Annotated in this window: 22 protein-coding genes; 11 read left to right on the forward strand and 11 right to left on the reverse strand. The window is 72.6% G+C overall.

Annotation, left to right across the window (positions count from 1 at the left end; all coding sequences use genetic code 11):
- Positions 1–279: 279 nt before the first annotated feature.
- From egtA to egtD, 4 genes are read left to right on the forward strand one after another with little or no spacing between them, the layout of a single operon-like run.
- Positions 280–1,581, forward strand: a complete 1,302-nt coding sequence (gene egtA / locus QC283_RS33995; protein WP_279565614.1) for an ergothioneine biosynthesis glutamate--cysteine ligase EgtA — start codon at positions 280–282, stop codon at positions 1,579–1,581.
- Entirely contained in the window at positions 1,578–2,963 is a 1,386-nt protein-coding gene (egtB, locus tag QC283_RS34000) for an ergothioneine biosynthesis protein EgtB (protein ID WP_279565615.1), read from the forward strand. Before egtA ends, egtB begins: the two co-directional genes overlap by 4 nt.
- The gene (egtC, locus tag QC283_RS34005; protein ID WP_279565616.1) at positions 2,963–3,763 is read left to right on the forward strand and encodes an ergothioneine biosynthesis protein EgtC; all 801 of its coding nucleotides are present in this window, start codon (positions 2,963–2,965) and stop codon (positions 3,761–3,763) included. Before egtB ends, egtC begins: the two co-directional genes overlap by 1 nt.
- The gene (gene egtD / locus QC283_RS34010) at positions 3,760–4,722 is read left to right on the forward strand and encodes an L-histidine N(alpha)-methyltransferase (RefSeq protein WP_279565617.1); all 963 of its coding nucleotides are present in this window, start codon (positions 3,760–3,762) and stop codon (positions 4,720–4,722) included. Before egtC ends, egtD begins: the two co-directional genes overlap by 4 nt.
- A gap of 12 nt (positions 4,723–4,734) precedes the next feature.
- On the opposite strand, the gene QC283_RS34015 is transcribed toward egtD, so the two are convergent.
- Positions 4,735–5,997: an extracellular solute-binding protein gene (locus QC283_RS34015; protein ID WP_279565618.1), complete on the reverse strand. Its 1,263-nt coding sequence runs from the start codon at positions 5,995–5,997 to the stop codon at positions 4,735–4,737.
- Between the two features lie 253 nt (positions 5,998–6,250).
- Between QC283_RS34015 and QC283_RS34020 the strand changes: the two genes are divergently transcribed.
- Positions 6,251–6,466 carry a dodecin gene (locus tag QC283_RS34020; RefSeq protein WP_279565619.1) on the forward strand — a complete coding sequence of 72 codons (216 nt, stop codon included), beginning with the start codon at positions 6,251–6,253 and terminating at the stop codon, positions 6,464–6,466.
- Between the two features lie 40 nt (positions 6,467–6,506).
- On the opposite strand, the gene QC283_RS34025 is transcribed toward QC283_RS34020, so the two are convergent.
- Positions 6,507–6,998, reverse strand: coding sequence for a phosphatase domain-containing protein (locus tag QC283_RS34025; protein ID WP_279565620.1), 492 nt, complete (start codon positions 6,996–6,998; stop codon positions 6,507–6,509).
- Positions 6,999–7,070: 72 nt separating this feature from the next.
- Here QC283_RS34025 and QC283_RS34030 point away from each other — a divergent pair, with 72 nt between their 5' ends.
- Positions 7,071–8,090 (forward strand): LLM class flavin-dependent oxidoreductase, encoded by a 1,020-nt coding sequence (locus QC283_RS34030; RefSeq protein ID WP_279565621.1) that lies wholly within the window; start codon positions 7,071–7,073, stop codon positions 8,088–8,090.
- Between the two features lie 64 nt (positions 8,091–8,154).
- Positions 8,155–10,506, forward strand: a complete 2,352-nt coding sequence (locus QC283_RS34035) for an excinuclease ABC subunit UvrA (protein WP_279565622.1) — start codon at positions 8,155–8,157, stop codon at positions 10,504–10,506.
- Positions 10,507–10,551: 45 nt separating this feature from the next.
- On the opposite strand, the gene QC283_RS34040 is transcribed toward QC283_RS34035, so the two are convergent.
- From QC283_RS34040 to QC283_RS34065, 6 genes are all read right to left on the reverse strand, one after another.
- Complete coding sequence (locus QC283_RS34040; protein WP_279565623.1) at positions 10,552–11,424, reverse strand: PRC and DUF2382 domain-containing protein; 873 nt, start codon at positions 11,422–11,424, stop codon at positions 10,552–10,554.
- 72 nt (positions 11,425–11,496) lie between these two features.
- Positions 11,497–12,318, reverse strand: a complete 822-nt coding sequence (locus QC283_RS34045; protein ID WP_279565624.1) for a lysophospholipid acyltransferase family protein — start codon at positions 12,316–12,318, stop codon at positions 11,497–11,499.
- A complete protein-coding gene (locus tag QC283_RS34050) occupies positions 12,318–13,088 on the reverse strand; it encodes a GNAT family N-acetyltransferase (RefSeq protein ID WP_279565625.1) in 771 nt (256 codons plus the stop codon). The genes QC283_RS34045 and QC283_RS34050 overlap by 1 nt, the downstream gene beginning before the upstream one ends.
- Before the next feature lie 218 nt (positions 13,089–13,306).
- Positions 13,307–14,056, reverse strand: a complete 750-nt coding sequence (locus QC283_RS34055; protein WP_279565626.1) for a succinate dehydrogenase/fumarate reductase iron-sulfur subunit — start codon at positions 14,054–14,056, stop codon at positions 13,307–13,309.
- Positions 14,053–16,002, reverse strand: a complete 1,950-nt coding sequence (locus QC283_RS34060) for a fumarate reductase/succinate dehydrogenase flavoprotein subunit (protein WP_279565627.1) — start codon at positions 16,000–16,002, stop codon at positions 14,053–14,055. Before QC283_RS34060 ends, QC283_RS34055 begins: the two co-directional genes overlap by 4 nt.
- Before the next feature lie 2 nt (positions 16,003–16,004).
- Positions 16,005–16,676, reverse strand: a complete 672-nt coding sequence (locus tag QC283_RS34065; RefSeq protein WP_279565635.1) for a succinate dehydrogenase — start codon at positions 16,674–16,676, stop codon at positions 16,005–16,007.
- 131 nt (positions 16,677–16,807) lie between these two features.
- Here QC283_RS34065 and QC283_RS34070 point away from each other — a divergent pair, with 131 nt between their 5' ends.
- Positions 16,808–17,692, forward strand: coding sequence for a LysR family transcriptional regulator (locus QC283_RS34070; protein WP_279565628.1), 885 nt, complete (start codon positions 16,808–16,810; stop codon positions 17,690–17,692).
- Positions 17,693–17,860: 168 nt separating this feature from the next.
- On the opposite strand, the gene rmdA is transcribed toward QC283_RS34070, so the two are convergent.
- The 3 genes from rmdA to QC283_RS34085 all read right to left on the reverse strand — a co-directional run bounded on the left by rmdA (position 17,861) and on the right by QC283_RS34085 (position 22,210).
- Entirely contained in the window at positions 17,861–20,005 is a 2,145-nt protein-coding gene (gene rmdA, locus QC283_RS34075; RefSeq protein WP_279565629.1) for a cyclic Di-GMP phosphodiesterase RmdA, read from the reverse strand.
- Entirely contained in the window at positions 20,002–20,814 is an 813-nt protein-coding gene (locus QC283_RS34080) for an SAM-dependent methyltransferase (RefSeq protein ID WP_279565630.1), read from the reverse strand. Before QC283_RS34080 ends, rmdA begins: the two co-directional genes overlap by 4 nt.
- A gap of 448 nt (positions 20,815–21,262) precedes the next feature.
- Positions 21,263–22,210, reverse strand: a complete 948-nt coding sequence (locus tag QC283_RS34085; RefSeq protein ID WP_279565636.1) for an SCO0930 family lipoprotein — start codon at positions 22,208–22,210, stop codon at positions 21,263–21,265.
- A 768-nt stretch (positions 22,211–22,978) separates the two neighbouring features.
- Between QC283_RS34085 and QC283_RS34090 the strand changes: the two genes are divergently transcribed.
- From QC283_RS34090 to QC283_RS34100, 3 genes are all read left to right on the forward strand, one after another.
- A complete protein-coding gene (locus QC283_RS34090; protein WP_279565631.1) occupies positions 22,979–23,110 on the forward strand; it encodes a hypothetical protein in 132 nt (43 codons plus the stop codon).
- Between the two features lie 16 nt (positions 23,111–23,126).
- Positions 23,127–23,891, forward strand: a complete 765-nt coding sequence (locus tag QC283_RS34095; RefSeq protein WP_279565632.1) for a bestrophin-like domain — start codon at positions 23,127–23,129, stop codon at positions 23,889–23,891.
- 222 nt (positions 23,892–24,113) lie between these two features.
- On the forward strand, positions 24,114–24,641 hold the full coding sequence (locus QC283_RS34100; RefSeq protein WP_279565633.1) for a hypothetical protein: 528 nt from the start codon (positions 24,114–24,116) through the stop codon (positions 24,639–24,641).
- The last annotated feature ends 53 nt before the right edge of the window (positions 24,642–24,694 follow it).

Below are 24,694 nucleotides of genomic sequence, written 5' to 3' on the forward strand. Positions count from 1 at the left end.
CCCCGTGGGCGCCATGACCGCGCACCGCGCGGTCTCCCCCGTCGTGCTCATGCGGGAATCCTGAGCGATGCTGGGGAGGCGGTGCAACGGAGTTTCCCGTCCCGGGAACGACGGGGAAAGCCCCCGGAAACGGACGGGTGGCGGAGATTACCGAGCCGATACGTCCCGGTATGCACCCTTGTGCGGAGCCGCATGAGGGTCTTGGGTGGGACGAGTGTGCCGACCCGGCCCACTGCAGAAGGGTCGGCGGCATGGATGGAATCTCAGGAGGATCCCGACATGTCCGATGCGGTAAGTGGCTGCACCCGGCCACGCACCACTGTCACCGAAGCCGAGGTCGAGGCGCTGGTCCACGGCATCTGCTTCAAGACCGGTCCGCCCACGCGCCTCGGCGTCGAAGTGGAATGGCTCGTCCACGACCTGCGCGCGCCCCGGCTCCCCGTGTCACCCGAACGGCTGCGCGCGATGTACGCCACCCTGCGCGCCGTGCCCCTGAGGTCGGCGCTGACCGTCGAGCCCGGTGGCCAGCTGGAGTTGAGCTCGCTCCCCGCCGCCTCCCTGATGGAGTGCGTCGATTCCGTCTCCGCCGACCTCGACGCCGTCCGGGCGGTCCTGCGCCAGGACGGTCTCGCCCTCGTCGGTCTCGGCCACGCCCCCTGGCACACGCCCCGCCGCTACCTGCGGCAACCGCGGTACGACGCCATGGAGGCCTGCCTCGACCGCACCGGCCCCGGCGGCCGCTTCATGATGCGCGCCTCGGCGTCCGTGCAGGTGTGTGTGGACGCCGGGCACGAGGAACCCGGCCCGCTCGGTCACGTACGCCGCTGGTGGCTGGCCCATCAGCTGGGCGCGGTCCTCGTGGCCGCGTTCGCCAACTCCCCGCTGGCCGACGGCCGGCCCACCGGCTGGCGGTCCACCCGGCAGCTGCGGTGGACGCAGATCGGCACCGGCCGGGCGGGCGGCCCCCCGCTGGACTCCGACCCGCGCGGCGCCTGGACCCGGCACGTCCTTCAGGCGCCGGTGATGTGCGTACGCCGGGACGACGGGCCGTGGGACGTACCGGACGGTCTGACCTTCCGGGAGTGGATCAGGAGCGGGGCGCCGGGCGCGCCGACCCGCGAGGACCTCGACTACCACCTCACCACCCTGTTCCCGCCGGTCCGGCCGCGCGGCCACCTGGAGCTGCGCATGATCGACGCGCAGCCCGGGGACGACGGGTGGATGGTGCCGCTCGCCGTGACGGCGGCGCTGTTCGACGACGCGGAGGCCACCGAGACCGCCTACCGGGCCGTGAAGCCGCTCGCCGAGCGCACGCTGGGCCTGCCCGCCCCGCACAACCCGCTGTACCGGGACGCGGCCCGTCTCGCCCTCACCGATCCGGAGCTGCGCGAGGCGGCCGTCGTGTGCTTCACGGCGGCTCTCGCCGCCCTGCCCCGGCTCGGCGCCACCACCGAGGTGAGGGACGCCGTAGCGGCGTACCTGGAGCGCTACGTGGTCAGAGGCCGCTGCCCCGCCGACGACCTGCTGGAGACGCCGGACGGCGCGAGCCGTGGCCCGCACGGGAGGGAGACCCGCCCATGACCGACCCCGCCATCACCACCGCGACCACCTCTGAGTCCGGCACCGCCGCCGTTTCCGGCACCGCCGCCGAAGCGTCCGTCGACGCCGAGGCCCTGCGCGAGCGGGCCCTGGCCACGCTCGTCACGGCCCGCGACCGCACCACGCTGCTGACCAGCTGTGTGGAGGGCCCCGACCTGACCGCCCAGGTGTCACCGCTGATGTCCCCGCTGGTGTGGGACCTGGCGCACATAGGCAACCAGGAGGAGCAGTGGCTGCTGCGCGCCGTCGCCGGGCAGGAGGCGATACGGCCCGAGATCGACAGCCTCTACGACGCCTTCGAGCATCCGCGCGCCGAGCGGCCGAAGCTGCCGCTGCTGTCGCCCGCCGAGGCCCGCCGGTACGCGGCCGACGTGCGCGGACGGGCCCTGGACGTGCTGGAGAGCACCGCGTTCCACGGGACGCGGCTGACTGAGGCGGGTTTCGCCTTCGGGATGATCGCCCAGCACGAGCAGCAGCACGACGAGACGATGTTGATCACCCATCAGCTCCGCAGGGGTCCGCAGGCCCTGACCGCCCCGGACCCGGCCCCCGTGCCGCTGTTCACCGGTCCGGCCGAGGTCCTGGTGCCCGGCGGCCCGTTCACGATGGGCACGTCGACCGAGCCGTGGGCCCTGGACAACGAACGCCCCGCGCACCGGCGCGAGGTGGCGCCGTACTACCTCGACACCACGCCGGTGACCAACGGCGCCTACCAGGCGTTCATCGACGACGGCGGCTACGACGACCCGCGCTGGTGGACCCCTCGGGGCTGGGACCACGTCCGCCGGTACTCCGTCACCGCCCCGCTCTTCTGGCACCGGGACGGCGGGCAGTGGCTGCGGCGCCGCTTCGGGGTCACCGAGGCGGTCCCGGCCGACGAGCCGGTGGTGCACGTGTGCTGGTACGAGGCGGACGCGTACGCCCGCTGGGCCGGACGGCGGCTGCCCACCGAGGCCGAGTGGGAGAAGGCGGCCAGGTACGACCCGGCCGGGGACCGCTCGGCCCGCTATCCGTGGGGCGACGCCGACCCGGGCCCGGAGCACGCCAACCTCGGCCAGCGCCATCTGCGTCCGGCGCCCGCGGGCAGCTATCCGGCGGGCGAGTCACCGCTCGGCGTACGGCAGTTGATCGGCGATGTCTGGGAGTGGACGTCGAGCGACTTCGCCCCGTACCCGGGCTTCAGGGCGTTCCCGTACAAGGAGTACTCGGAGGTGTTCTTCGGGCCCGAGTACAAGGTGCTGCGCGGCGGTTCCTTCGCGGTGGACGCGGTGGCCTGCCGGGGCACGTTCCGCAACTGGGACTATCCGGTCCGGCGGCAGATCTTCTCCGGGTTCCGCACCGCCCGTACGGCGGAGGGGTCCTGATGTGCCGTCACCTCGCCTATGTGGGCTCCGAGGAGGCTCTCGGCCGGCTGCTCGTGGCTCCGCCGCACGCCCTGTACCGCCAGTCCTGGGCGCCCCGGCACCAGCGGTACGGCACGGTCAACGCCGACGGTTTCGGTGTCGGCTGGTACGCCGGGGGTGACCCGGTGCCGGCGCGGTACCGCCGGGCAGGGCCGATCTGGGCCGACCGGTCCTTCGCCGATCTGGCCCGGGTGGTGCGGACCGGCGCGCTGCTCGCCGCCGTACGGGACGCGACGCTCTCGGGCGCCGACGCGGAGGCCGCCGCGGCGCCGTTCGCCGCGGAAACCTGGCTGTTCAGCCACAACGGTGCCGTGTCGGGCTGGCCCGGCTCGCTGGCGCGGACGGCCGGGACACTGCCGCCGGAGGACCTGCTGTCACTGGAGGCCCGCAACGACTCGGCACTCGTGTGGGCGCTGGTACTGGCCCGGCTGCGCGCCGGGGACGACGCGGGCCGGGCGCTCGGCGAGACGGTGCTGGAGGTCGCCGCGGCGGCCCCCGCCTCCCGGCTCAACCTGCTGCTCACCGGCGGTGACACCATCACCGCCACCACCTGGGGCGACACCCTGTGGTACCTGGCCCGCCCCGGGGGCGGCACGGTCGTCGCCTCGGAGCCGTACGACGACGACCCGCACTGGCAGGAGGTCCCCGACCGCACCCTGCTCGCGGCGAACCGCACGGAGGTGCTGCTCACTCCGCTCAAGGACCCGGGCGACACCGCCCTCGCAGACGCTTTCGTCTCTCCGAAGGAGCCCCGTACGTGAGCCCGTTCCGTCTCACCCGCACGCTGCCCGAGGACGCCACGGACGCCGCCCTGCGCGCCGACGTCCTGGCGGGCCTGACGAGCACGCCCAAGTGGCTGCCGCCCAAGTGGTTCTACGACGCGCGGGGCAGCGAGCTGTTCGAGGAGATCACCGCGCTGCCGGAGTACTACCCGACCCGGGCCGAGCGGGAGATCCTCGCCGACCGGGCCGGCGAGATCGCCGCGGCGACCGGCGCCCGCACCCTGGTGGAGCTGGGTTCCGGTTCCTCGGAGAAGACGCGGATCCTGCTCGACGCGCTGACCGGCCTGCGCGGTTACGTACCGGTCGACGTCAGCGAGAGCGCCCTCACCCAGGCCGGTCAGGCGCTCGTCGCCGAGCGGCCGGACCTCCAGGTGCACGCGCTGATCGCCGACTTCACCGGAGGACTGACGCTGCCCGGGACACCGGGCCCCCGGCTGGTGGCGTTCCTCGGCGGCACGCTCGGCAACCTGCTGCCCGGCGAGCGCGCCGCGTTCCTGGCCGCCGTCCGCGCGCTGCTCTCGCCGGGCGACGCCCTGCTGCTGGGCACGGACCTGGTCAAGGACGAGCGGGTGCTGGTCCGGGCGTACGACGACGCGGCCGGAGTGACGGCCGCGTTCAACAAGAACGTGCTGTCCGTCGTCAACCGGGAACTGGACGCCGACTTCGTGCCCGCGGCCTTCGAGCACGTGGCGCTGTGGAACGCCGAACGCGAGTGGATCGAGATGCGGCTGCGCTCGCGCACCGCGCAGACGGTCAAGATCCAGGCGCTCGACCTGGCGGTGGACTTCGCGGACGGGGAGGAGCTGAGTACCGAGGTGTCCGCGAAGTTCCGGCAGGAGGGCGTGCGGGCCGAACTGGCCGCGGCGGGGCTGGAGCTGGCCCATTGGTGGACGGACGGCGAGGACCGTTTCGCGCTGTCGCTGAGCGTGGCGCGCTGACGCGGCGGCGCGTCAGCGCGCGTCGAGGTCCAGTAGTTCGGTGACGCGGTCGGAGGCCTTGCCGGCCTCCGACTCCGCGTCGCCACCGGTGAGCACCTTCGTCATGTACTCCTTGATCGGGTTGTCCGCCTCGACCGCGCCCCACCGGGGCGTACCGGGGGTGGCCCGGCCCTGCGCGGCGCCGGCCGCCATGGCGGCGACCCCTTCCTCGTCCGCGACGGCCTTGGCGAGCGACTTCTTGTTCGGGACGTAGTTCATGGTGCGGGCCAGGTCGGTGTTCCACTTGGTGCCCACGAGCGCCTCGACCACGGCGAGGGCGCCGTCGCGTTCGTCGGTGTTCTTGGGGACGACGAGGTCGGATCCGCCGGTGAAGACGGCACCGGGCTTGTCGGCCTTCTTGCCGGGCACGGGGAAGAAGCCCAGCTTGCCCTTGAGTTCGGGGTTCTCGCGCACGATGGACTGGGCGAGTCCGGGCACCGCGACGATCTGCGCGACCTGCCCCTGGGCGAACACGCCGGCCTGCGGCGGGTGTTCCTCATCGGCGTCGAGCGGGCCGTCGCCCAGGGCCTGCAGCTCGCGGTAGAAGTCCATGCCGCGCAGCGCCGCCTCGGAGTCCAGGGCGCCCGTCCAGGCACCACCCGCCTCCACGGCCAGCTCGCCGCCCTCGTCCCAGATGAAGCCGGAGAGGGTGTACCAGTCCTGTCCGGCCAGGTAGATGCCCTGGTCACCGCCCTTGTCGAGCTTCTCGGTGGCGGTGAGCCATTCCTCGCGGGTGCTGGGCGGCGCGGTGATGCCGGCCTGCTCGAAGAGGTCCTTGCGGTAGATGACCACGCGGTTGGCCGCGTACCAGGGGATGCCGTACTGCTGGGACAGCCACTGTCCGGGTTCGGCGAGGCCCGGCAGCCAGTCGTCGCTGCCCCAGTCCCGCATCGACTCCAGGGTCAGGTCCATCAGCCGGCCGCCCTCCGCGTACTGCGGGACCTGGGTGTTGCCGACCTCGATGACGTCGGGCCCGTCCGTGCCGTCGGCCTTCAGCGCGGTCTGCACCTTGTCGCCGATCCCGGTCCACTTCTGGATCCGGACGTCGAGGTCGAGGCCGGGGTTCTTCCGCTCGAACTCCTCGGTGAACCGCTCCAGGAAGTCCTGCGAGGCGCTGTCCTTCATCAGCCACACGGTGACGGTGCGCCGCTCGCTCCCGCCGTCCTGCGACATCAGGCCGCAGCCGCTGAGCAGGGAGGCGGACACACAGACAAGGGCGAGCAGGCGACGTCTCACAAGGGGTCCTTCTGTCTGACGGACAGCGGCGGAGGCGGACAGGGATGTCCGGCGCACGCAAAGGGAGACCCGACGTGGGGGACGAGCCCGAGGCTCGAACGGGTGTCTGGGATTTTGGTATGGACCAATGCGGAGGTCAAGGGGGACGAGCGGTTGTCCCGTCGGACCCTCCTGACGCCTCGCGCTCCGTCGCCGCTTGGGGCACGGTGGAGTGACGGACGACACACCGCCGCCCGCGGAAGGGAGCACCCGTATGTCGAACCACACCTACCGGGTCACCGAGATCGTCGGCACCTCGCCCGACGGCGTCGACCAGGCCGTCCGCAACGCCATCACCCGGGCCTCGCGGACCCTGCGCAATCTGGACTGGTTCGAGGTGACCCAGGTACGAGGCCAGATCGAGGAAGGGGAGGTCGCGCACTGGCAGGTCGGCCTGAAGCTCGGCTTCCGTCTGGAGGAGACGGACTGACCGCTCCGGGCCCACCCCACCCCCGGGTCCGCCCGGCCCGTCAGGTGCGGCCCTCGCGCTCCTGCGCCACCCGCAGCTCGGCCGACCGGGCCGCCCAGCGCGCCCGGACGACGGTGAATCCGGCCCGCTGGGCGTCGTCGCACACCAGCTCGTCGTCGTCCACGAGAACCTTGATCTCGTGGGTGCGGGCGAGCCGCCGAAGGATCTCCAGCTTGGTGCGCCGGGCGGGCCGGCGGTCGGCGTTGCCCCGCATGTGCACGGGCCCCTCGGGCAGACCGTGCGCGGCGAGCCAGTCGAGCGTGTCGCGCCGGCAGCGCTCGGGCCGCCCGGTCAGATAGACGATCCCGCACTCCTCGGCGCGCTCCCGCACCAGCGCGATGCCCTCCGCGAGCGGCGGGTCGTGCGGAGCGGCGGCGAAGAAGGCGTCCCAGTCGCGGGGCCGGCGCTCCAGGAACCGCTGCCGGTGCGCGGTGTCGGCGAGGGTGTTGTCCAGGTCGAACACGGCCAGCGGGGGCCTGCTGCTGTCGGTCACCCGCCAACCCTAGAGGTCCCCTATAGAGGTCCCCTCCGGGAATCCTGGCGCCGCGCGGACGTTGAACACCGTGTGAGCTCAGTGATCGCGACCACCCGCTTCTCCGTCCTCGACCGCTCCCGCATCCGGGAGGGCCACACCGGCGCACAGGCGCTGCGCGACACCGTGGAACTGGCGCGGGAGGCCGAGCGGCTCGGCTACCACCGGTTCTGGGTGGCCGAGCACCACGGCGTGCCCGGGGTGGCCGGCTCGGCGCCGACCGTGCTGGCCGCGGCCGTCGCCGGTGCCACGCGGAGCATCCGGGTCGGCACCGGCGGCGTGATGCTGCCCAACCATCGGCCGCTGGTCGTCGCCGAGCAGTTCGGCGTACTGGAGTCGCTCTTCCCCGGCCGGATCGACATGGGACTCGGCCGCTCGGTGGGATTCACCGACGGCGTGCGCAGGGCGCTGGGCCGGGAGAAGGACGACGCCGACGACTTCGGCGCCCAACTGGCCGAGCTGCTCGGCTGGTTCCGGGGCACCTCCCCCACGGGCGCGCACGCCCGCCCCGCGGAGGGGCTGACCGTGCCGCCTTTCGTGCTGGCCATGGGCGAGGGCGCGGCGGTCGCCGCCCGGGCGGGCCTGCCGATGGTCATCGGGGACCTGCGCGACCGCGACCGGATGCGCCGCGGCATCGACCGCTACCGCGCCGGATTCCGCCCCTCCGCGTGGAGCCCGGAGCCGTACGTCGTCGTCTCGGGCACGATCGCCGTGGCCGGCACCCCCGAGGCCGCCCGGCGGCTCCTGCTCCCCGAGGCCTGGTCCATGGCCCACGCCCGCACCCGCGGCACCTTCCCTCCCCTGCCTCCGGCCGAGGACGTCGAGGCGAGGACGATGACCGCCAAGGAGCGCGACCTGTACGACGCCGGTCTCACCGGCCACATCGCCGGCACCGAGGAACAGGTCGCCGACGCGCTCGAGTCGCTCCTCGGGGACACGGGCGCGCAGGAGGTCCTGGTGACCACGAGTACGTACGACCGCGAGGCGCTGCTGGACTCCTACCGGCGGCTCGCCCGCGTCACCGGCGCGGGGACGACCGCCTCCCGGGCGTAGAATCGCGTAGTTTGCCCCACCGGCCCCGCCGGCCGTCGTCGAAGACCGTACGGAGTTCCCCGCCATGCACAGCCCCCACGACCCGTACGTCCGGGTGCGCGACGCCCGTGAGCACAATCTCAGGGGTGTGGACGTGGACGTCCCCCGGGACGTGGTGGCCGTGTTCACCGGTGTGTCGGGCTCGGGGAAGTCGTCGCTCGCGTTCGGGACGGTCTACGCGGAGGCGCAGCGGCGCTACTTCGAGTCGGTCGCGCCGTACGCCCGCAGGCTGATCCACCAGGTCGGAGCCCCGAAGGTCGGTGAGATCACCGGGCTGCCGCCCGCCGTGTCGCTGCAGCAGCGCCGCGCGGCGCCGACGTCCCGTTCCTCGGTCGGCACGGTCACCAACCTCTCCAACTCCCTGCGGATGCTGTTCTCCCGCGCCGGCGACTATCCGCCGGGCGCGGCGCGGCTCGACTCCGACGCCTTCTCGCCGAACACGGCGGCCGGGGCCTGCCCGGAGTGCCACGGGCTCGGGCGGGTGCACCATACGACCGAGGAGCTGCTGGTCCCGGACGCGTCGCTGTCCGTCCGGGACGGCGCGATCGCCGCGTGGCCGGGCGCCTGGCAGGGCAAGAACCTGCGGGACGTCCTGGACGCGCTCGGACACGACGTGGACCGGCCGTGGCGCGAGCTGCCCGCCGGGGAGCGGGAGTGGATCCTCTTCACGGACGAGCAGCCGGTGGTCACGGTGCACCCGGTGCGGGACGCGGGCCGCATCCAGCGGCCGTACCAGGGCACGTACATGAGCGCCCGCCGGTATGTGATGAAGACGTTCTCGGACTCGAAGAGCGCCACGCTGCGGGCGAGGGCGGAGCGCTTCCTCACCAGCGCGCCCTGCCCGGTCTGCGGCGGCGGCAGGCTGCGCCCCGAGGCCCTGGCGGTGACGGTCGGCGGCCGTTCCATCGCCGAGCTGGCCGCGCTGCCTCTGACGGAACTCGCGCAGGCGCTGCCGACGGGAGGTGAGACGGCCCGGGTGGTCACCGGGGACCTCGTCTCCCGGATCGCGCCCGTCGTCGAGCTGGGGCTCGGCTATCTGAGCCTCGACCGTGCGACGCCCACCCTGTCGGCGGGCGAGCTGCAGCGGCTGCGGCTGGCGACGCAGCTGCGCTCCGGGCTGTTCGGGGTCGTGTACGTGCTGGACGAGCCGTCCGCGGGACTGCACCCGGCGGACACCGAGGCGCTGCTGACCGTGCTGGAGCGACTGAAGGCGGCCGGCAACTCGGTGTTCGTGGTGGAGCACCATCTCGGCGTGATGCGCGGCGCCGACTGGATCGTGGACGTCGGTCCGCGGGCCGGCGAGCACGGCGGACGGGTGCTGTACAGCGGTCCGGTCGCCGGGCTGGCCGGTGTCGGGGAGTCGGCGACCGCCCGCCACCTCTTCGACCGCTCCCCCGCACCCGTCCGTGAGGCGCGCGTCCCACGGGGGACGGTGACGGTCGGTCCGGTCACCCGGCACAACCTGCGGGGGGTGACCGCGGAGTTCCCGCTCGGCGCGCTCACCGCGGTGACGGGGGTCTCCGGCTCCGGGAAGTCGACGCTCATCGGCGAGATCACTCAGGAGCTGCCGGGGGTGGGCCGGCTGGTCTCCGTCGACCAGCGGCCGATCGGGCGCACCCCGCGCTCCAACCTGGCCACGTACACGGGCCTCTTCGACGTCGTGCGCAAGGTCTTCGCGGCCACCGGCCAGGCGCGGGAGAGGGGTTACGGCGTGGGCCGGTTCTCCTTCAACGTGCCGGGGGGCCGCTGCGAGACCTGTCAGGGCGAGGGATTCGTCAGCGTGGAGCTGCTGTTCCTGCCCAGTACCTACGCGCCGTGTCCGGACTGCGGCGGGGCGCGCTACAACCCCGGGACGCTCGAAGTGGCGTACCGGGGGCGGAACATCGCCGAGGTGCTGGACCTGACCGTGGAGGAGGCGGCGGACTTCTTCGCGGACACGGACACACCGGCGGTGGCGCGCAGCCTGGCCGCGCTGCTCGACGTCGGCCTCGGCTATCTGCGGCTCGGCCAGCCGGCGACCGAGCTGTCCGGCGGGGAGGCGCAGCGCATCAAGCTGGCGAGCGAGCTGCAGCGAGGGCGCCGCGGCCACACCCTGTACCTCCTCGACGAGCCGACGACGGGACTGCACCCGGCCGATGTCGAGGTACTGATGCGTCAGTTGCACGGTCTGGTCGACGCCGGGCACACGGTGGTCGTCGTCGAGCACGACATGGCCGTGGTGGCGGGCGCCGACCGGGTGATCGACCTGGGGCCGGGCGGCGGCGAGGCGGGCGGCCGGATCGTCGCCGCGGGGCCGCCGGCCGAGGTGGCGCGGGCGGACGGGAGCGCCACCGCGCCCTATCTGGCCGAGGCCCTGCACGGGGGCGTGTGCCGGTGAAGTGCCTTCACCGGCACACGCCCCGTGGCGACGGCAGGAAGACCGCTACTTACGGCCCCGCCGGGTGTCGTCGTCGGTGATGGCCTCGGTCTCGGCCTCGATCCGCTCCTTGCGGACCTGGCCGCGTACCGTCTCGTTGTCGGTGCGCTCCTCCGTGGTCATCCGGACGCGCTCCACCGGCACCGTCTCCGTGTCGACGACAGGGCGTTCCTCGTGCAGCGTGACCTCGTGCTCGTCCTCGCTGATCTCCGGTCCGGAGAGCGCCTGGTCACGGTTGGCGTCCGTGATCGGCTCGCGCTCCACCCGCACCTCCTCGTGACTCACCGGAACGGTCTGCTGGACCTCCTCCGTGACCACGTACTTGCGCAGCCTGGCCCGGCCGGACTCACGCCGTTCCACGCCCACGTGCATCTGCTCCTCGGAGCGGGTCATGGCGTCGTCGCGCGTGCCCGTCCGGTCCTGGGCGTCCTGGTAGCCGGTGGTGCCGCCCGCCGTGCCGGCCATGCCGGCGGCTCCCGCGGCTCCCGCGGCTCCCGCCGTACCGGTGCCCGCGGCCCAGCGGCCGTCGTCGGTGCGCTCGGCCTCGGAGAGCACGCTGTCCCAGTTGATGCCGTAGTAGTCGTAGAGCCGGTGCTCCTCGGTCTCCGACAGATGGCCGCCCGCGTCGACGTCGACATTGGGCGCGTCCTTGACCTGGTCCTTGCGGTAGGGGACCTCGAGGCGGTCCTGCACCAGCGAGGCGTCACGGATGGGCACGAAGGACTCGTTGGAGCCGAACATGCCCGTCTTGACGCTCACCCACTCGGGACGCCCGGTCATGTCGTCGAAGAAGACGTGCTTGGCGTCGCCGATCTTGTTGCCGTCCCCGTCGTAGACCGGATGGTCCAGGACGTTGGCGATCTCTTCACGGGTGATCATCTGGCATCACCCTCCTTCCGGAGTGCCTGCCTTCCGGATGTCCTCATCGGCAGGACGGAAACGGCACATACGTCACAAAGCGCACATACTTTTCGAAGGTGCTTTCCCCTGGGCGGCGTGGGCGAGCCCGCGGCGGTCGGGATGGCGGTCCGGCGCGATCACCGGCCGTACCTCCACCTCCGCCATCAGCCCGTGCGCCGACGCCACCCGCCACAGCGAAGCGAGCAGGGTGTCCTCGCCCACGAACGCGGGCACCGTGCTCACCGCCCGCTCTCCGGTCCGGTACCGGATGCGGACCGGCTGGACCGGCACCCCGGCGTCCAGGGCGGCCTGGAAGACGGCCCGGCGGTAGCGGCCCTGGGCGCGCCCGCACCAGGTGCTGCCCTCGGGGAAGACGGCGACCGCGGCGCCCTCGCGCAGGCTCTTCGCGATCGTGGCGACCGTGTCCGGCAGGGCCCGCAGCCGGTCCCGTTCGATGAAGAGCACGCCCCCGCGGGCGGCGATCGGGCCCGCCACCGGCCATCGCCGGATGTCGCTCTTGGCCAGCATCCTGGCCGGGCGCACGGCGGCGAGCAGGGGTACGTCGAGCCAGGAGACGTGGTTGGCGACGAGGAGCAGCCCGCCGCCGGGCGGGGCGGCGCCCGTGACGCGGACCCGGACGCCGGCGGCCCGCACGATCCACCGGCACCAGCACCGCACCACCACGGCGGGGACCGTCCCCCACCGCCGGGGGCGTCCCCGGCCGAGCGGCGTGAGCACGACGGCGGCACCGACGAGCAGCAGTACCGCGACCGCGGTGAGCCGCAGCACGGCGAGCGGCACGGCCGCCGCGGCCCGGGACCGCTCCACGCACTGTCCCGGGGTGCAGGGCGCGGCGGGCAGCCAGGCGCTCATCAGGCCGGGACGAGGGAGAGGAAGTGCCGCAGATAACGCGGGTCGACCCGGCTCATCGGCAGCAGCACGTACAGGTCGGCGACACCGAAGTCCACGTCGTGCGCGGGTTCCCCGCATACCCAGGCGCCGAGGCGCAGGTAGCCGCGCAGCAGGGCCGGCAGTTCGGTGCGGGCCGCCGGCCCCGCCGTGCCCGCGATCCACGGGAGCAGCGGCCGTACCCGGTACTCCTCGGGTGCCAGGTGCTTGGCCCGCACCCGGTCCCAGGTGCCGGCGGCGAGGGCGCCGCCGTCGGTGAGTGGGATCGAGCAGCAGCCCGCCAGCCACTCGTGGCCCCGGTCGGTCATGTAGCGGGCTATACCGGCCCAGATGAGCCCGATGACGGCGCCGTCGCGGTGGCCGGGGTGCACGCAGGAACGGCCGACCTCGACCAGCCCGGGCCGTATCGCGTCCAGCGCCGCGAGGTCGAACTCGCTCTGCGCGTACAGCCGGCCGGCGACCGCCGCGCGCTCCGGCGGCAGCAGCCGGTAGGTGCCGACGACCTGCCCGGTCGTCTCCTCCCGCACCAGCAGGTGGTCGCAGTACGCGTCGAAGGGGTCGATGTCGTACCCGGGCTGCGGGCTCGCCGGCAGCGCGCCCATCTCCCCGGAGAAGACATCGTGCCGCAGCCGCTGCGCGGCCCGCACGTCCTCCTCGTCGCGGGCGAGGGCGACGGTGTAGCGGCGGGGTGCGGCGGGCTTGGGGGGACGGTCTGCGGTCAGTACGCCGGTCATGGCACTCTCCTGGTCACGGGCCGGGGCGGCGACGGCGGACCGACGGTGTACGGTCCGCCGCACCTGTTCTTCCGCTGCCGGTTGGCCGGTGCGTGACCTGGGCCGGGAGAGTGGATGTGCGGCTGCTGAATGCCAGGGGCGGAAAGCGAGACGGGGCCGGGAGGAGCACCTCCCCCGGCCCCGTCCGTCCGCACCTTTCGGCGAACGTCCTTGATGGGCTAGCGCTTCGCCACCTTGCGCGTGGCCCGCAGCCACTCCTTGTTCATGCTGGTGATGGAGAACAGCGGGATGCCCTTCGGGCAGGCTGTCGCGCACTCGCCGGCGAGGGTGCAGCCGCCGAAGCCCTCGTCGTCCATCTGCGCGACCATGTCCAGCACCCGCGTCTCCCGCTCGGGCGCGCCCTGCGGCAGGACGCCGAGGTGGTTGACCTTCGCGGAGGTGAACAGCATCGCCGCCCCGTTCGGGCAGGCCGCCACGCAGGCACCGCAGCCGATGCACTCGGCGTGCTCGAAGGCGAAGTCGGCGTCCGGCTTCGGGACCGGGGCGGCGTGGGCCTCCGGCGCGGCGCCCGTGGGCGCGGTGATGTAGCCGCCGGCCTGGATGATCCGGTCGAAGGCCGAACGGTCGACGACCAGGTCCTTCACGACCGGGAACGCGGAAGCCCGCCACGGCTCGATGTCGATGGTGTCGCCGTCCTGGAAGGACCGCATGTGCAGCTGGCAGGTGGTGGTGCGCTCGGGGCCGTGGGCGTCGCCGTTGATGACCAGCGAGCAGGCGCCGCAGATGCCCTCACGGCAGTCGTGGTCGAAGGCGACGGGGTCATCGCCCTTGAGGATGAGTTCCTCGTTGAGGGTGTCGAGCATCTCCAGGAAGGACATGTCCCGGGAGATGCCGTCCACCTCGTACGTGGACATGGCGCCGTCGGCGTCGGCGTTCTTCTGCCGCCAGACGCGCAGGGTGAGCTTCATGCGTAGCTCCGCTGAGTGGGGTGGACGTACTCGAAGACCAGGTCTTCCTTGTGCAGGGTGGGGGCCTCGCCGGTGCCCGCGAACTCCCAGGCGGCGGCGTACCCGAACTCGTCGTCCCTGCGGGCCGCCTCGCCGTCGGGGGTCTGGGACTCCTCGCGGAAGTGGCCGCCGCAGGACTCGGCCCGGTGCAGCGCGTCGAGGCACATCAGCTCGGCGAGCTCCAGGTAGTCGACGACGCGGTTGGCCTTCTCCAGCGACTGGTTGAACTCCTCGCCGGTGCCCGGGACCTTGATGCGCCGCCAGAACTCCTCGCGGATCTGCGGGATGCGCTCCAGGGCCTTGCGCAGGCCGGTGTCGGTGCGGGCCATGCCGCAGAACTCCCACATCAGCTCGCCGAGTTCGCGGTGGAAGGAGTCCGGGGTGCGGTCACCGTCCACGGAGAGCAGCAGGTTGAGCCGGTCCTCGGTCTCGGCCAGCACCTCCTGCACCGCCGGGTGGCCTTCGTCGACCTCGTCCTTGTGGGGGTTGCGGGCGAGGTAGTCGTTGATGGTGGCCGGCAGGACGAAGTAGCCGTCGGCCAGGCCCTGCATCAGCGCGGAGGCGCCGAGCCTGTTGGCGCCGTGGTCGGAGAAGTTGGCCTCTCCGACGGCGAACAGGCCGGGGACGGTGGTCTGGAGGTCGTAGTCGACCCACAGTCCGCCCATCGTGTAGTGCACGGCCGGGTAGATCCGCATCGGTACCTGGTACGGGTCCTCGTCGGTGATCCGCTGGTACATGTCGAAGAGGTTGCCGTACTTGGCCTCGACGGCCCCCCGGCCCATCCGCTTGATCGCGTCGGCGAAGTCCAGGTACACGCCCTGGCCGCCGGGGCCGACGCCCCGGCCCTCGTCGCAGACGTTCTTCGCGGCGCGGGAGGCGATGTCACGCGGGACGAGGTTGCCGAAGGACGGGTAGACGCGCTCCAGGTAGTAGTCGCGCTCGTCCTCGGGGATCCTGTTCGGCGGGCGGTCGTCGCCCTTGGCCTTGGGCACCCAGATCCGGCCGTCGTTGCGCAGCGACTCGCTCATCAGCGTCAGCTTGGACTGGTGGTCGCCGGTGCGCGGGATGCAGGTCGGGTGGATCTGCGTGAAGCACGGGTTGGCGAAGTACGCACCGCGCCGGTGCGCCCGCCACACGGCGGTGGCGTTGGAGTTCATCGCGTTGGTCGACAGGTAGAAGACGTTGCCGTAGCCGCCGCTGGCGAGGACCACGGCGTCCGCGAAGTAGGTGTCGGTCTTCCCGGTGATCAGATCGCGGGCGACGATGCCGCGCGCCCGGCCGTCGACGACGATCAGGTCGAGCATCTCGGTGCGCGGGTGCATCTCGATGTTCCCGGCCGCGATCTGCCTCGACAGGGCCTGGTAGGCGCCGAGGAGCAGCTGCTGGCCCGTCTGGCCCCGGGCGTAGAACGTACGGGAGACCTGGACTCCGCCGAAGGAACGGGTGTCGAGCAGGCCGCCGTACTCGCGGGCGAAGGGCACGCCCTGCGCCACGCACTGGTCGATGATCTCGACGGAGATCTGCGCGAGCCGGTGCACGTTGGACTCCCGGGAGCGGAAGTCGCCGCCCTTGACGGTGTCGTAGAACAGCCGGTGAACGGAGTCGCCGTCGTTGCGGTAGTTCTTCGCGGCGTTGATGCCGCCCTGCGCGGCGATGGAGTGGGCCCGGCGCGGGGAGTCCTGGTAGCAGAACTGGACGACGCGGTAGCCCTGTTCGGCGAGGGTCGCGCCGGCCGAACCGCCCGCGAGGCCGGTGCCCACGACGATGACGGTCTGCTTGCGCCGGTTGGCGGGGTTGACCAGCTTCGCCTCGAAACGGCGCGTGTCCCAGCGCTCGTTGACGGGTCCGGCCGGGGCCTTGGTGTCGGCGACCGGCTCTCCGGTCGTGTAGTCGGCGTAGGAAGTCATGGTCAGCTCACCACTCCGGTCATGACGCCCACGGGTACGGCGACGAAGCCGATCGTGAGCAGCAGCGCGAGGACGTTCGCGATGGTCTTCAGGGCTCGGTCGCGGGTACGGCTGCCGGCGCCGAGGGTCTGGGCGGCGCTCCAGAAGCCGTGCCGGACGTGCATGCCGACGGCGAGCACCGCGACGATGTAGATGACGTTGCCGTACCAGGTGGAGAAGGTGTCCACGACGTTCTGGTAGGGCTTGCCCGTCTCGAAGCCGCCGGAGTGCACGGTGCCGGTGGTCAGGTCCAGGATGTGCCAGACGATGAACAGGGCGAGGATGATCCCGCCCCACCGCATGGTGCGCGTCGCGTAACTGGAGCGCGGCTTGCGGTGCACGTACTTGCTGGGCCGCGCCTTGATGTCGCGGCGGCTGAGCTGGTAGGCGGAGACGGCGTGGGCGACGACGGCGACGACCAGGACCACACGGACCAGCCACAGCGTCCACTCGTAGTGCATGAACGGTTCACCGACCGTGCGCAGCCAGTGTGCGTAGTGGTTGAACTCGCTCGTCCCGAAGAAGATCTTCAGGTTCCCGATCATGTGGGCGACCAGGTAGAGCAGCATGACGAGACCGCTGACCGCCATCACTGTCTTCTTGCCGACGGTCGAGTCCCACACGGTGCGCGCCAAGGACGGCCGTCGGTCCGTCCGCGTTGCCAGAGCCATGGCACAGGACGCTACGGGGCCGGACCCTCATCGGTCCAAGACATGGAGCGCCTTGTTTCCATAGGCTGCCCCTATCCACGACGTATGCTCACGGTATGCAGTTGCAACAACTCCAGTACTTCGTGGCGGTCGCCGAGACCCGGCACTTCACCCGGGCCGCGGAGACCGTCCACGTGGCGCAGCCGTCGCTGTCCCAGCAGATCAAGGCGCTGGAGCGGGAGCTGGGCGCCGACCTGTTCCTGCGGGCGCGGGGCAACATCACGCTCACCGACGCCGGGGAGGCACTGCTGCCACTGGCCCGGCGCATCCTGGCCGACGCGGACACGGCCCGCCACGAGGTGCTGGAGCTGGCGCAGCTGCGCCGGGGCCGGGTCAGGCTGGGGGCCACCCCGAGCCTGTGCACCGGGCTGCTGCCGGACGTGCTGCGCGCGTTCCACGACCGGTATCCAGGCGTCCAGCTGATGATCGAGGAGGGGGGCTCGCACGACCTGGTGCGGGAGCTGGCGCGCGGCGCGCTCGACCTGGCGCTGGTCGTGCTCCCCCTGCCCACCGCGTCGCCGGCGCTGACCACGGTGGAGCTGCTGCGGGAGGACCTGGTGGTGGTGTCGTCCCCGGAGTCGCCCCGGCCGGGCGGCGGACGGCGCGCGGTCCGCATCGCCGACCTGGAGGGTGAGCGCATGGTGATGTTCCGGCACGGTTACGACCTGCGGGAACTGACCGTGGCCGCGTGCCGTGCCGAGGGGTTCGAACCGGACTTCGCGGTGGAGGGCGGGGAGATGGACGCGGTGCTGGGGTTCGTACGGGCGGGGCTGGGGATGGCCGTGGTGCCGCGGATGGTGGCGGCACGGTCGGGGCGGGGGCTGCGGGTCACCCCGCTGGCCCGGCCGGGGTTGCACCGGACGATCGCGCTCGCCCACCGCAGTGATGTGGCTCCCCCTCGGGCGGCTCGGGAGTTGCAGCGGATGTTGCTCGAGCGGTGACGGTCCGGCCGCGCGGGGGTGCCCGGAGGCGCCGTTGTCGTCAGCGCCGTCCGGGGCCGCGGGCTCGTCGTGGTCGCTCGCGCCCACGCGGCGGAGCCCGCACATGGAAACAGTCCCGCGCCCCTGGAGGGGCGCTCCCCCGACGCCCGTGACAAGGCGCCCGGGGATTCAGGCCGTCGCGTCCACCAGGGCCAGTTCGTGCAGGCGCTCCGGTGGGCCCGGGCGGGCGTAGTACCAGCCCTGGGCCGTGTCGCAGCCGAGTACGCGCAGCTGCTCGGCCTGGGCACCGGTCTCCACGCCCTCCACGGTGACCGCGAGATCCAGGCTGTGGGCCAGCGCGACGATGCCCTCGACGATCTTGAGATCGACGGGATCCGCCGGGAATCGCTGCATGCTCTGGGTGAAGGAGCGGTCCAGCTTGAGGACGCTCACCGGCAGCCTGCGCAGGTTGGCGAGGTTGGAGTAGCCGGTGCCGAAGTCGTCCAGGGCGATGTCGACGCCCATCTCGGCGAGCCGGCGAAGCGGCTTCAGCAGGTCGTCGTCGGCGCCGATGAGTGCCGACTCCGTCACCTCCAGACACAGCGCGTCGGGTGCGACGCCGGTCCGCTCCAGGATGTCGACGGTGTCCTGGACCAGGCCGGGATGGGTGAGCTGGCAGGGCGAGAGGTTGACGTTGATCCGCAGCGGGCCCGCGGCGGTCGTCTCGCCGTACCGCTCCCGCCAGGCGCGGGCCTGCCGCACCGACTGCTCCAGTACCCAGCGGCCCAGCGGCACGATCAGGCCCGTGTGCTCGGCGAGCGGGATGAACCGGTCGGGGCCGAGCACTCCGTGCTGGGGGTGCAGCCAGCGCACCAGGGCCTCGGCGCCGCGCACGCTGCCGTCACCGAGGTGCACCAACGGCTGGTACTCGATGAAGAACTCGCCCCGCTCCAGCGCCGCGGGCAGCGCGGTGGTCAGGCCGTGCCGGGTGATCACCCGGGCGTCGGCCTCCGGGTCGGCCAGCTCGAAGCGGTTGCCGCCCGCCGACTTGGCCCGGTACATGGTGATGTCGGCGCTGCGCAGCACCTCCGCCGGGCTGCGCTCGCCCGCCGGTCCCTCGACGATGCCGATGCTGCCGCGCACGGTCAGTTCGCGGCCGTCGATGCTGATCGGGGCGAGCAGCGCGTTCATGATGCGCCCGGCCAGCTCGTCGGCCTCGTGCCGGGTGTCGGGGCCGGTGGTGAGCGCGACGAACTCGTCGCCGCCGAGGCGGGCGACCATCTCGCCGGGCGCGGTGGCGCAGGCCTGCAGACGGTCGGCGACCTCCACGAGCAGCCGGTCGCCGGCCGCGTGGCCGAGGCTGTCGTTGACGGTCTTGAAACCGTCGAGGTCGAGATAGCACAGACCGAAGCGCCGCCCGGGCCCCGCGTTCAGGGCCTTCTCCAGGCGTTCGAAGAAGAAGCTGCGGTTGGGCAGGCCGGTGAGCGCGTCGTGCGTGGCCTCGTAGCGCAGGCGCAGATTGAGCAGCCGGCGCTCGGTGGTGTCCTCCATCAGCGCGAGCTGGTACTGCGGGACGCCGTCGGCGTCCCGCAGCAGGGAGACGGTGAGGTTGGTCCACAGGACCGTTCCGTCGGGCCGGTAGAAGGCCTTCTCCACGTGGTAGTGCTCGCGCTCGCCGCGCACCAGCTCGTCGTAGAGCCGCCAAATCTGCGGCGCGTCGTCGGGGTGCGTCCACTCCGTCGCCCTGCGGCCGCCCAGCGTCGGGCCGGCGATGCCGAACATCCGCATCAGCGCCTCGTTGACCTGGAGCACGTTGCCCTCCAGATCGGCGATGCCGATGCCTATGGCGGCGCCCTCGAAGACCGCGCGGAAGCGCGCCTCGCTGGCGTGCAGGGCCTCGGCCACCACGCCCTGTGCCTTCAGGGCGGCCTGCGCGATGGCCTCCTGTTCGGCCAGGGTCCGTGCGCGCAGCGCCGCGGCGAACCCGGCCGCCATCGCGTGCTGGAGCCGCGCCGAGCGGGCCCGCAGGTCCTCCGGGTCGCCGCCCTCACCGCAGTAGAGGACGAGGTAGGCGTCGACGCAGTCCAGCGTCCGGGCGAGCGCCTCGGGGTCGGTGCAGTGCGAGTCGACGAGCGCCGCGCCGACGGCCCTGGACTCCCGCGCGTCGAAGCTCCGCGCCCGCAGCACCTCGCTCAGCCGACGGGCCAGCGGCAGCAGTCGCTCCTCGAACTCCGGCCGGGTCGACGACGTGGAGGTCACCGGGAACACCGCCCGGCTCCAGATCGTCGCGAACCGGCGCAGTCTGTCCTCCGGGCCGTCCGGCTCCGCCGTCACGCCGTACGCCCCACGCCGGCGAACCCCGAGAACGCGTACGGGTCCGCTTCCTCCGGCGCCTCTTCGGGCCGCCAGCGCGGCATCGGAACCAGTCCGGGTTCCACCATGTCGTACCCCTCGAAGAACCGCGCGATCTCGTCGCGCGAACGCATGATCAGCGGGTTGCGGATGTCCTTGTACACGTCCACCGCGCCGGTGGCCCGCTCGGCGGGCAGTGGGATTCCCTCGTACGAGGCGTGCGTGAGGACGAGCAGGCTGCCGGGCGCGAGCGCTTCGCTCAGCTCGGCCACCGCCGTGTACGGGTCGTCCGCGTCTTCCACGAAGTGCAGTATGGCAACCAACAGCAGGGCCACCGGCCGATTCAGGTCGATCAGCCGCTCCACCTGGGGGCTGGAGAGGATCTCCCGCGGCTTGAGCAGGTCGGCGGCCACGACGTCCGCGTCGTCGTCGCCCGCCAGGACGGCCTCGCTGTGCGCGACCGCCACCGGGTCGTGGTCGACGTAGACGACGCGGGCACCGGGGCGGCTGCGCCCGGCCACCTCGTGGACGTTGCCGAAGGTGGGGATGCCGGAGCCGATGTCGAGGAACTGGTCGATGCCCTCGGCGGCCGCGAAACGCACGGCGCGGCGCATGAACGCCCGGTTCGCCTGCATGATCTTGGGGAGCCCCGGCATGAACTCCATGGCCTTGCGGGCCGCTTCCCGGTCGACCTCGAAGTTGTGCGAACCGCCCAGGTAGAAGTCGTAGATCCGGGACACGCTGGGCACCGAGATGTCGATGCTGCGAGGGGCCCAGGCGGGACGCTCCATCTAGCTCTCCAAGGGCATAGGCGATCCGGTGTTCGAGCTGAGGCTACTGATCGTCCGCCAAACGGGCGAGCCCAAACGGAAATTGACCGTCCGTTCCCGGTCACTGCCCGAGGCATGTGCCGTGCGCCAAGACACACCAAAGCGCGCGAACAGGGCCGTCCCCTCCGCCTGGGCGGAGGGGACGGACCGCTGGTCGCGCGCTGCGGGTCGGCGGGCGGGAGGCCGCTAGGGCCTGTCCGGCGGATCATGCCGCAGACGCGAGGGCCGGCACGCCCACCTGCGGCGTTGTCGTCGGTTGCCGACTCCCCCACGCTCGACTGCGCTCGCGCGGGGGGACCCCCATCGCGTCGACGCCCTCCTCCGCCTTGCAGCTGGACGCACCAGCCCCCGCTCACCGGCGCCGATCAGGCACCGTGACTTTCCTGCGACCTGATCCGCCGGACAGGCCCTAACTCTTCGGCGCGCCGACCGGCTTTCCGTCGGGCGAGACGGCGTACCAGGTGCCGCCGACGCCCTGACCGTTGGTGTCGCCGGCCTTCTTGTCACCGGCGAAGGTGTAGATCGGCCAGCAGTCGACCGTCTGCTGCTCGGCGCCGTCGGGCCGGGTGAAGGTCATCAGGTCCTTCTTCACGACACCCTCGGTGTCCTCGGGCTCCACGGGCGCCACGACCGGCCACTTCTCCAGGCAGGCGCCGGTGCACGCCGACACCGGCTTCGGCCAGGCCTCGTCCTTCATGAAGCGGTAGACGGTCATGCCGTTCCTGTCGACGACGATCTCGCCGAGCTTCGGATCGTCGCGGGTGGACAGCCCGGCCGCGTCCTTCGCCTCGGCCTTCTTGCCGTCCGCGGCCAGCGCGTACCACTTGCCCCCCACACCCTGGCCGTTGACGTCGCCGGCCGCGGTGTCCTTGGCGTAGCGGTACGCCGGCCAGCCCCCGATGGTCAGCTGCTTGCTGCCGTCGGGCCGGACGACCTCGCCGAGCAGTGCCTCGTCGATGCCCTCGCCGGCGAGGGCGTCGTCGGCGGCCACGGGGGGCCAGGCGGTGGCGCAGTCGTTCTCGCACGTCGTCTTGGGCGGCTTGGCGGTGTCCGCGTCGAAGCGGTAGAGGGTGCGGCCCGCTCCGTCGGTCACCAACTCGCCGATCTCGGCGTCGGTGGAGACGGACAGCTTGCCGGCGGACTCCGGCGGGTTCGCCGACGCCCGCGCGCCGTCCGCGCCGGTCCCGAGTCCGTCGCCGGCGCCGGTACTGATGTCGCCGATGTCCCCGGGCTCGGCCGTGGCGCCCACGTTCTGGCTGCCGGGGGCGCTGCCGCCGTCCTGGCCGCACGCCGTCGTCAGAGCCAGCACCACCGCGGCGCTCGCCACGAGTGAGGCGCTCCGCCAGGAGGTCTTCATCGTCAATCCCCGATCGTCATGAAGGTGTTGGGACGGCCACTGCGCCGCCGCACGACACTGGGTACGCGCGGGGAAGCGGGTTGTGTTCAACGGGGGCGCGGATTTCTTTCCGGGCCCCCGCCCCGCCCGCCGCCACCCGGTGCGTCTGCCCGTACACGGGTGCGAGGCGAGACACGGGCGGGTGCGCGCTGGTCAAACCGCCGGTCGACCCTTGTCCCCCCTTCGGGGTAATCGTCCGGTAATCGGGCGTGAGCAGGTGCGGCAGGCTCGATGATCTGCGTCGTGCATGGACCCGAACCGACCCGATCCGCCTCCGCCGGACGGGTGTTGGCCCTCGTGACGCTGACGTTCACGCTCGTCGGCGCCCCGATCGGCACGGCGCAGGCCGACGCCTGTGCGTATGTGTCGACCGGACCGGGCGGCACCGACGCGGTGGCGGTCGCCGGGAGCGACTCCTGGCCCACCTTCCCGCCGTGCCCAGAGCCCTCACCGACACCGCCTCCCGCCCCGACTCCCACGCCACCACCTCCACCTCCACCTCCACCTCCGAAGCCCACTCCCCCGCCGCCCCCCGCGCCGACGCCTGAGCCGCCGGCGCCGCCCACCCCGGAACCCGAGCCTCCGCCTGCCCCACGGCCGGCACCGGCCCGGCCCACGCCGACACCGACGCCGACACCCAGCCCCACCCCGACCCCGGCGCCGGTCCGTCCCGCGGCTCCCGCGCCCGTCCCGTCGGCCACGCCCACGCCCCGGCCGTCACTCAGCCCGGTGCGCTACCCGCGCTACCGCGCCGCCCGGCAACAGCAGCGGCCCTCGCGCGGGGCCACGTCGCCGCTCGTCTTCGTCCTGCTCATCACGGTGCCCGCGGTGGTCGCCGTCGCCGCGCTCCGTGCGCGCTGATCTTCTGGAGCCCCTCTTGCCGGAATGGCTTGTTCTCACCCTCGCGATGCTGGCCGCCTGCGCCGTGGTCGTCATCATCACCCTCGTACGGCACCGCAGGGCGTCCGACGACGAGGACATCACCGAGACCCCGGACGTCATCGAGTACATGACGATGTGGATCGGCGTGGTGTACGCCATCGTCCTGGGCCTGGCCATCGCCGGGGTCTGGGAGGCACGCAGCGCCGCCCAGGACCACGTACAGGCGGAGGCGGTCGCGCTGCACGAGATCTCGGAACGCGTCCGGGTCTATCCGACCGACGTCCGTGACCGCATCCGGGAGGATGTCAACGCCTATGTCGGACACGTCGTCACCACCGAGTGGAAGGCCATGGCCGACCGCGGCGAGGTGACCGAACGCGGCACCGAGCTCCTCGCCCGCGTCCGCGCGGACGTCACCGACTACGAGCCGAGGTCGGACTTCGAGGCCCAGGCCTACCAGCCGCTCGTCGACCAGGTGACCGCGGCGGACCAGGCACGCATCGCCCGGGCGGAGTCGACCGGGGCGACCATGCCGGGTGTGGTGTGGTTCGGGCTCGTCGCGGGAGGCGTCATCACCGTCGGGATGATCTTCGCCCTGCAGATCCGGCGTACGACACGCGAAATGGTCCTCGCCGGGCTGTTCTCGGCACTGATCGCCTTCCTGCTCTTCCTGATCTGGGACTTCGACGCACCGTTCAGTCGCGGTGTGGCGGCGTCGACGGATCCGTTCCTGAGCCTCTTCCCGGGAGCGGAGGGCTGAGGCACCCGCGCGTGCGTCCCCCGGCGGTCCCCGCACCGACGACCCGCCGGGGGGGCGCGGCACACCGTCACCGTCCCCTGAGCGGCCCACGGACTTGCCCCATTCGCCCTACTGCGATCGCGCCGGCGTGCGCGGTTTCCTAGCGTTTCGGGCATCGAGGTGCGTTTCTGGCGCGAGCGGAACTGGTCCGTCGCCGCTCCTCGGGGACCCGGAGGATTCACCATGCGCGCGATACCCGTCGCCTCGGTCGCACTGCTGGGCGTCGCCGCCCTCTCCGCCTGCGTACCGGCCGGGGCGGCCACCGGCTCCGGCTCGACGTTCGGCTTCCTCGTCCACCCCGCCACCGTCGCGCCGGGCGGCGAGGTCACCCTGGGGGTGGGCCGCGGCTCCGACGGCTGCCAGGGACGCGTCACGGTCTCGTCGGCGGTGTTCGACACGGTCACCATCCCGCGGCACAGGTCGTCGGCGACGGCCCGCGTCCACCGGGATGCCACCCGCGGGTCGGTCCACCGGGTGAGGTTCGCCTGCGACGGGAGGACCGGCAGCGTGAAACTGACCATCGCGGGCGGCGGCTCCCACCGTCCGAGTCCCGAGCCCCACCACCCCGACAAGGGCGTGCACGCGGGCGAGGGCGGCAGCGTCGCCGGGTTCGACGTGAAGGAGACCGGACTCGGCCTCGCGCTCATCGCGGGCTCGGTCGGGGCGGCGTACCACCTCTCGCGCCGCCGATCCGGCGAGGACGCCGCCTGAACTCCCGCCCCGCACCGGCAGGGCTTCGCCCCGGACCCGTCGCGGGTCCGGGG

Source organism: Streptomyces sp. DH41 (assembly GCF_029813785.1).
Classification (GTDB): Bacteria; Actinomycetota; Actinomycetes; order Streptomycetales; family Streptomycetaceae; genus Streptomyces.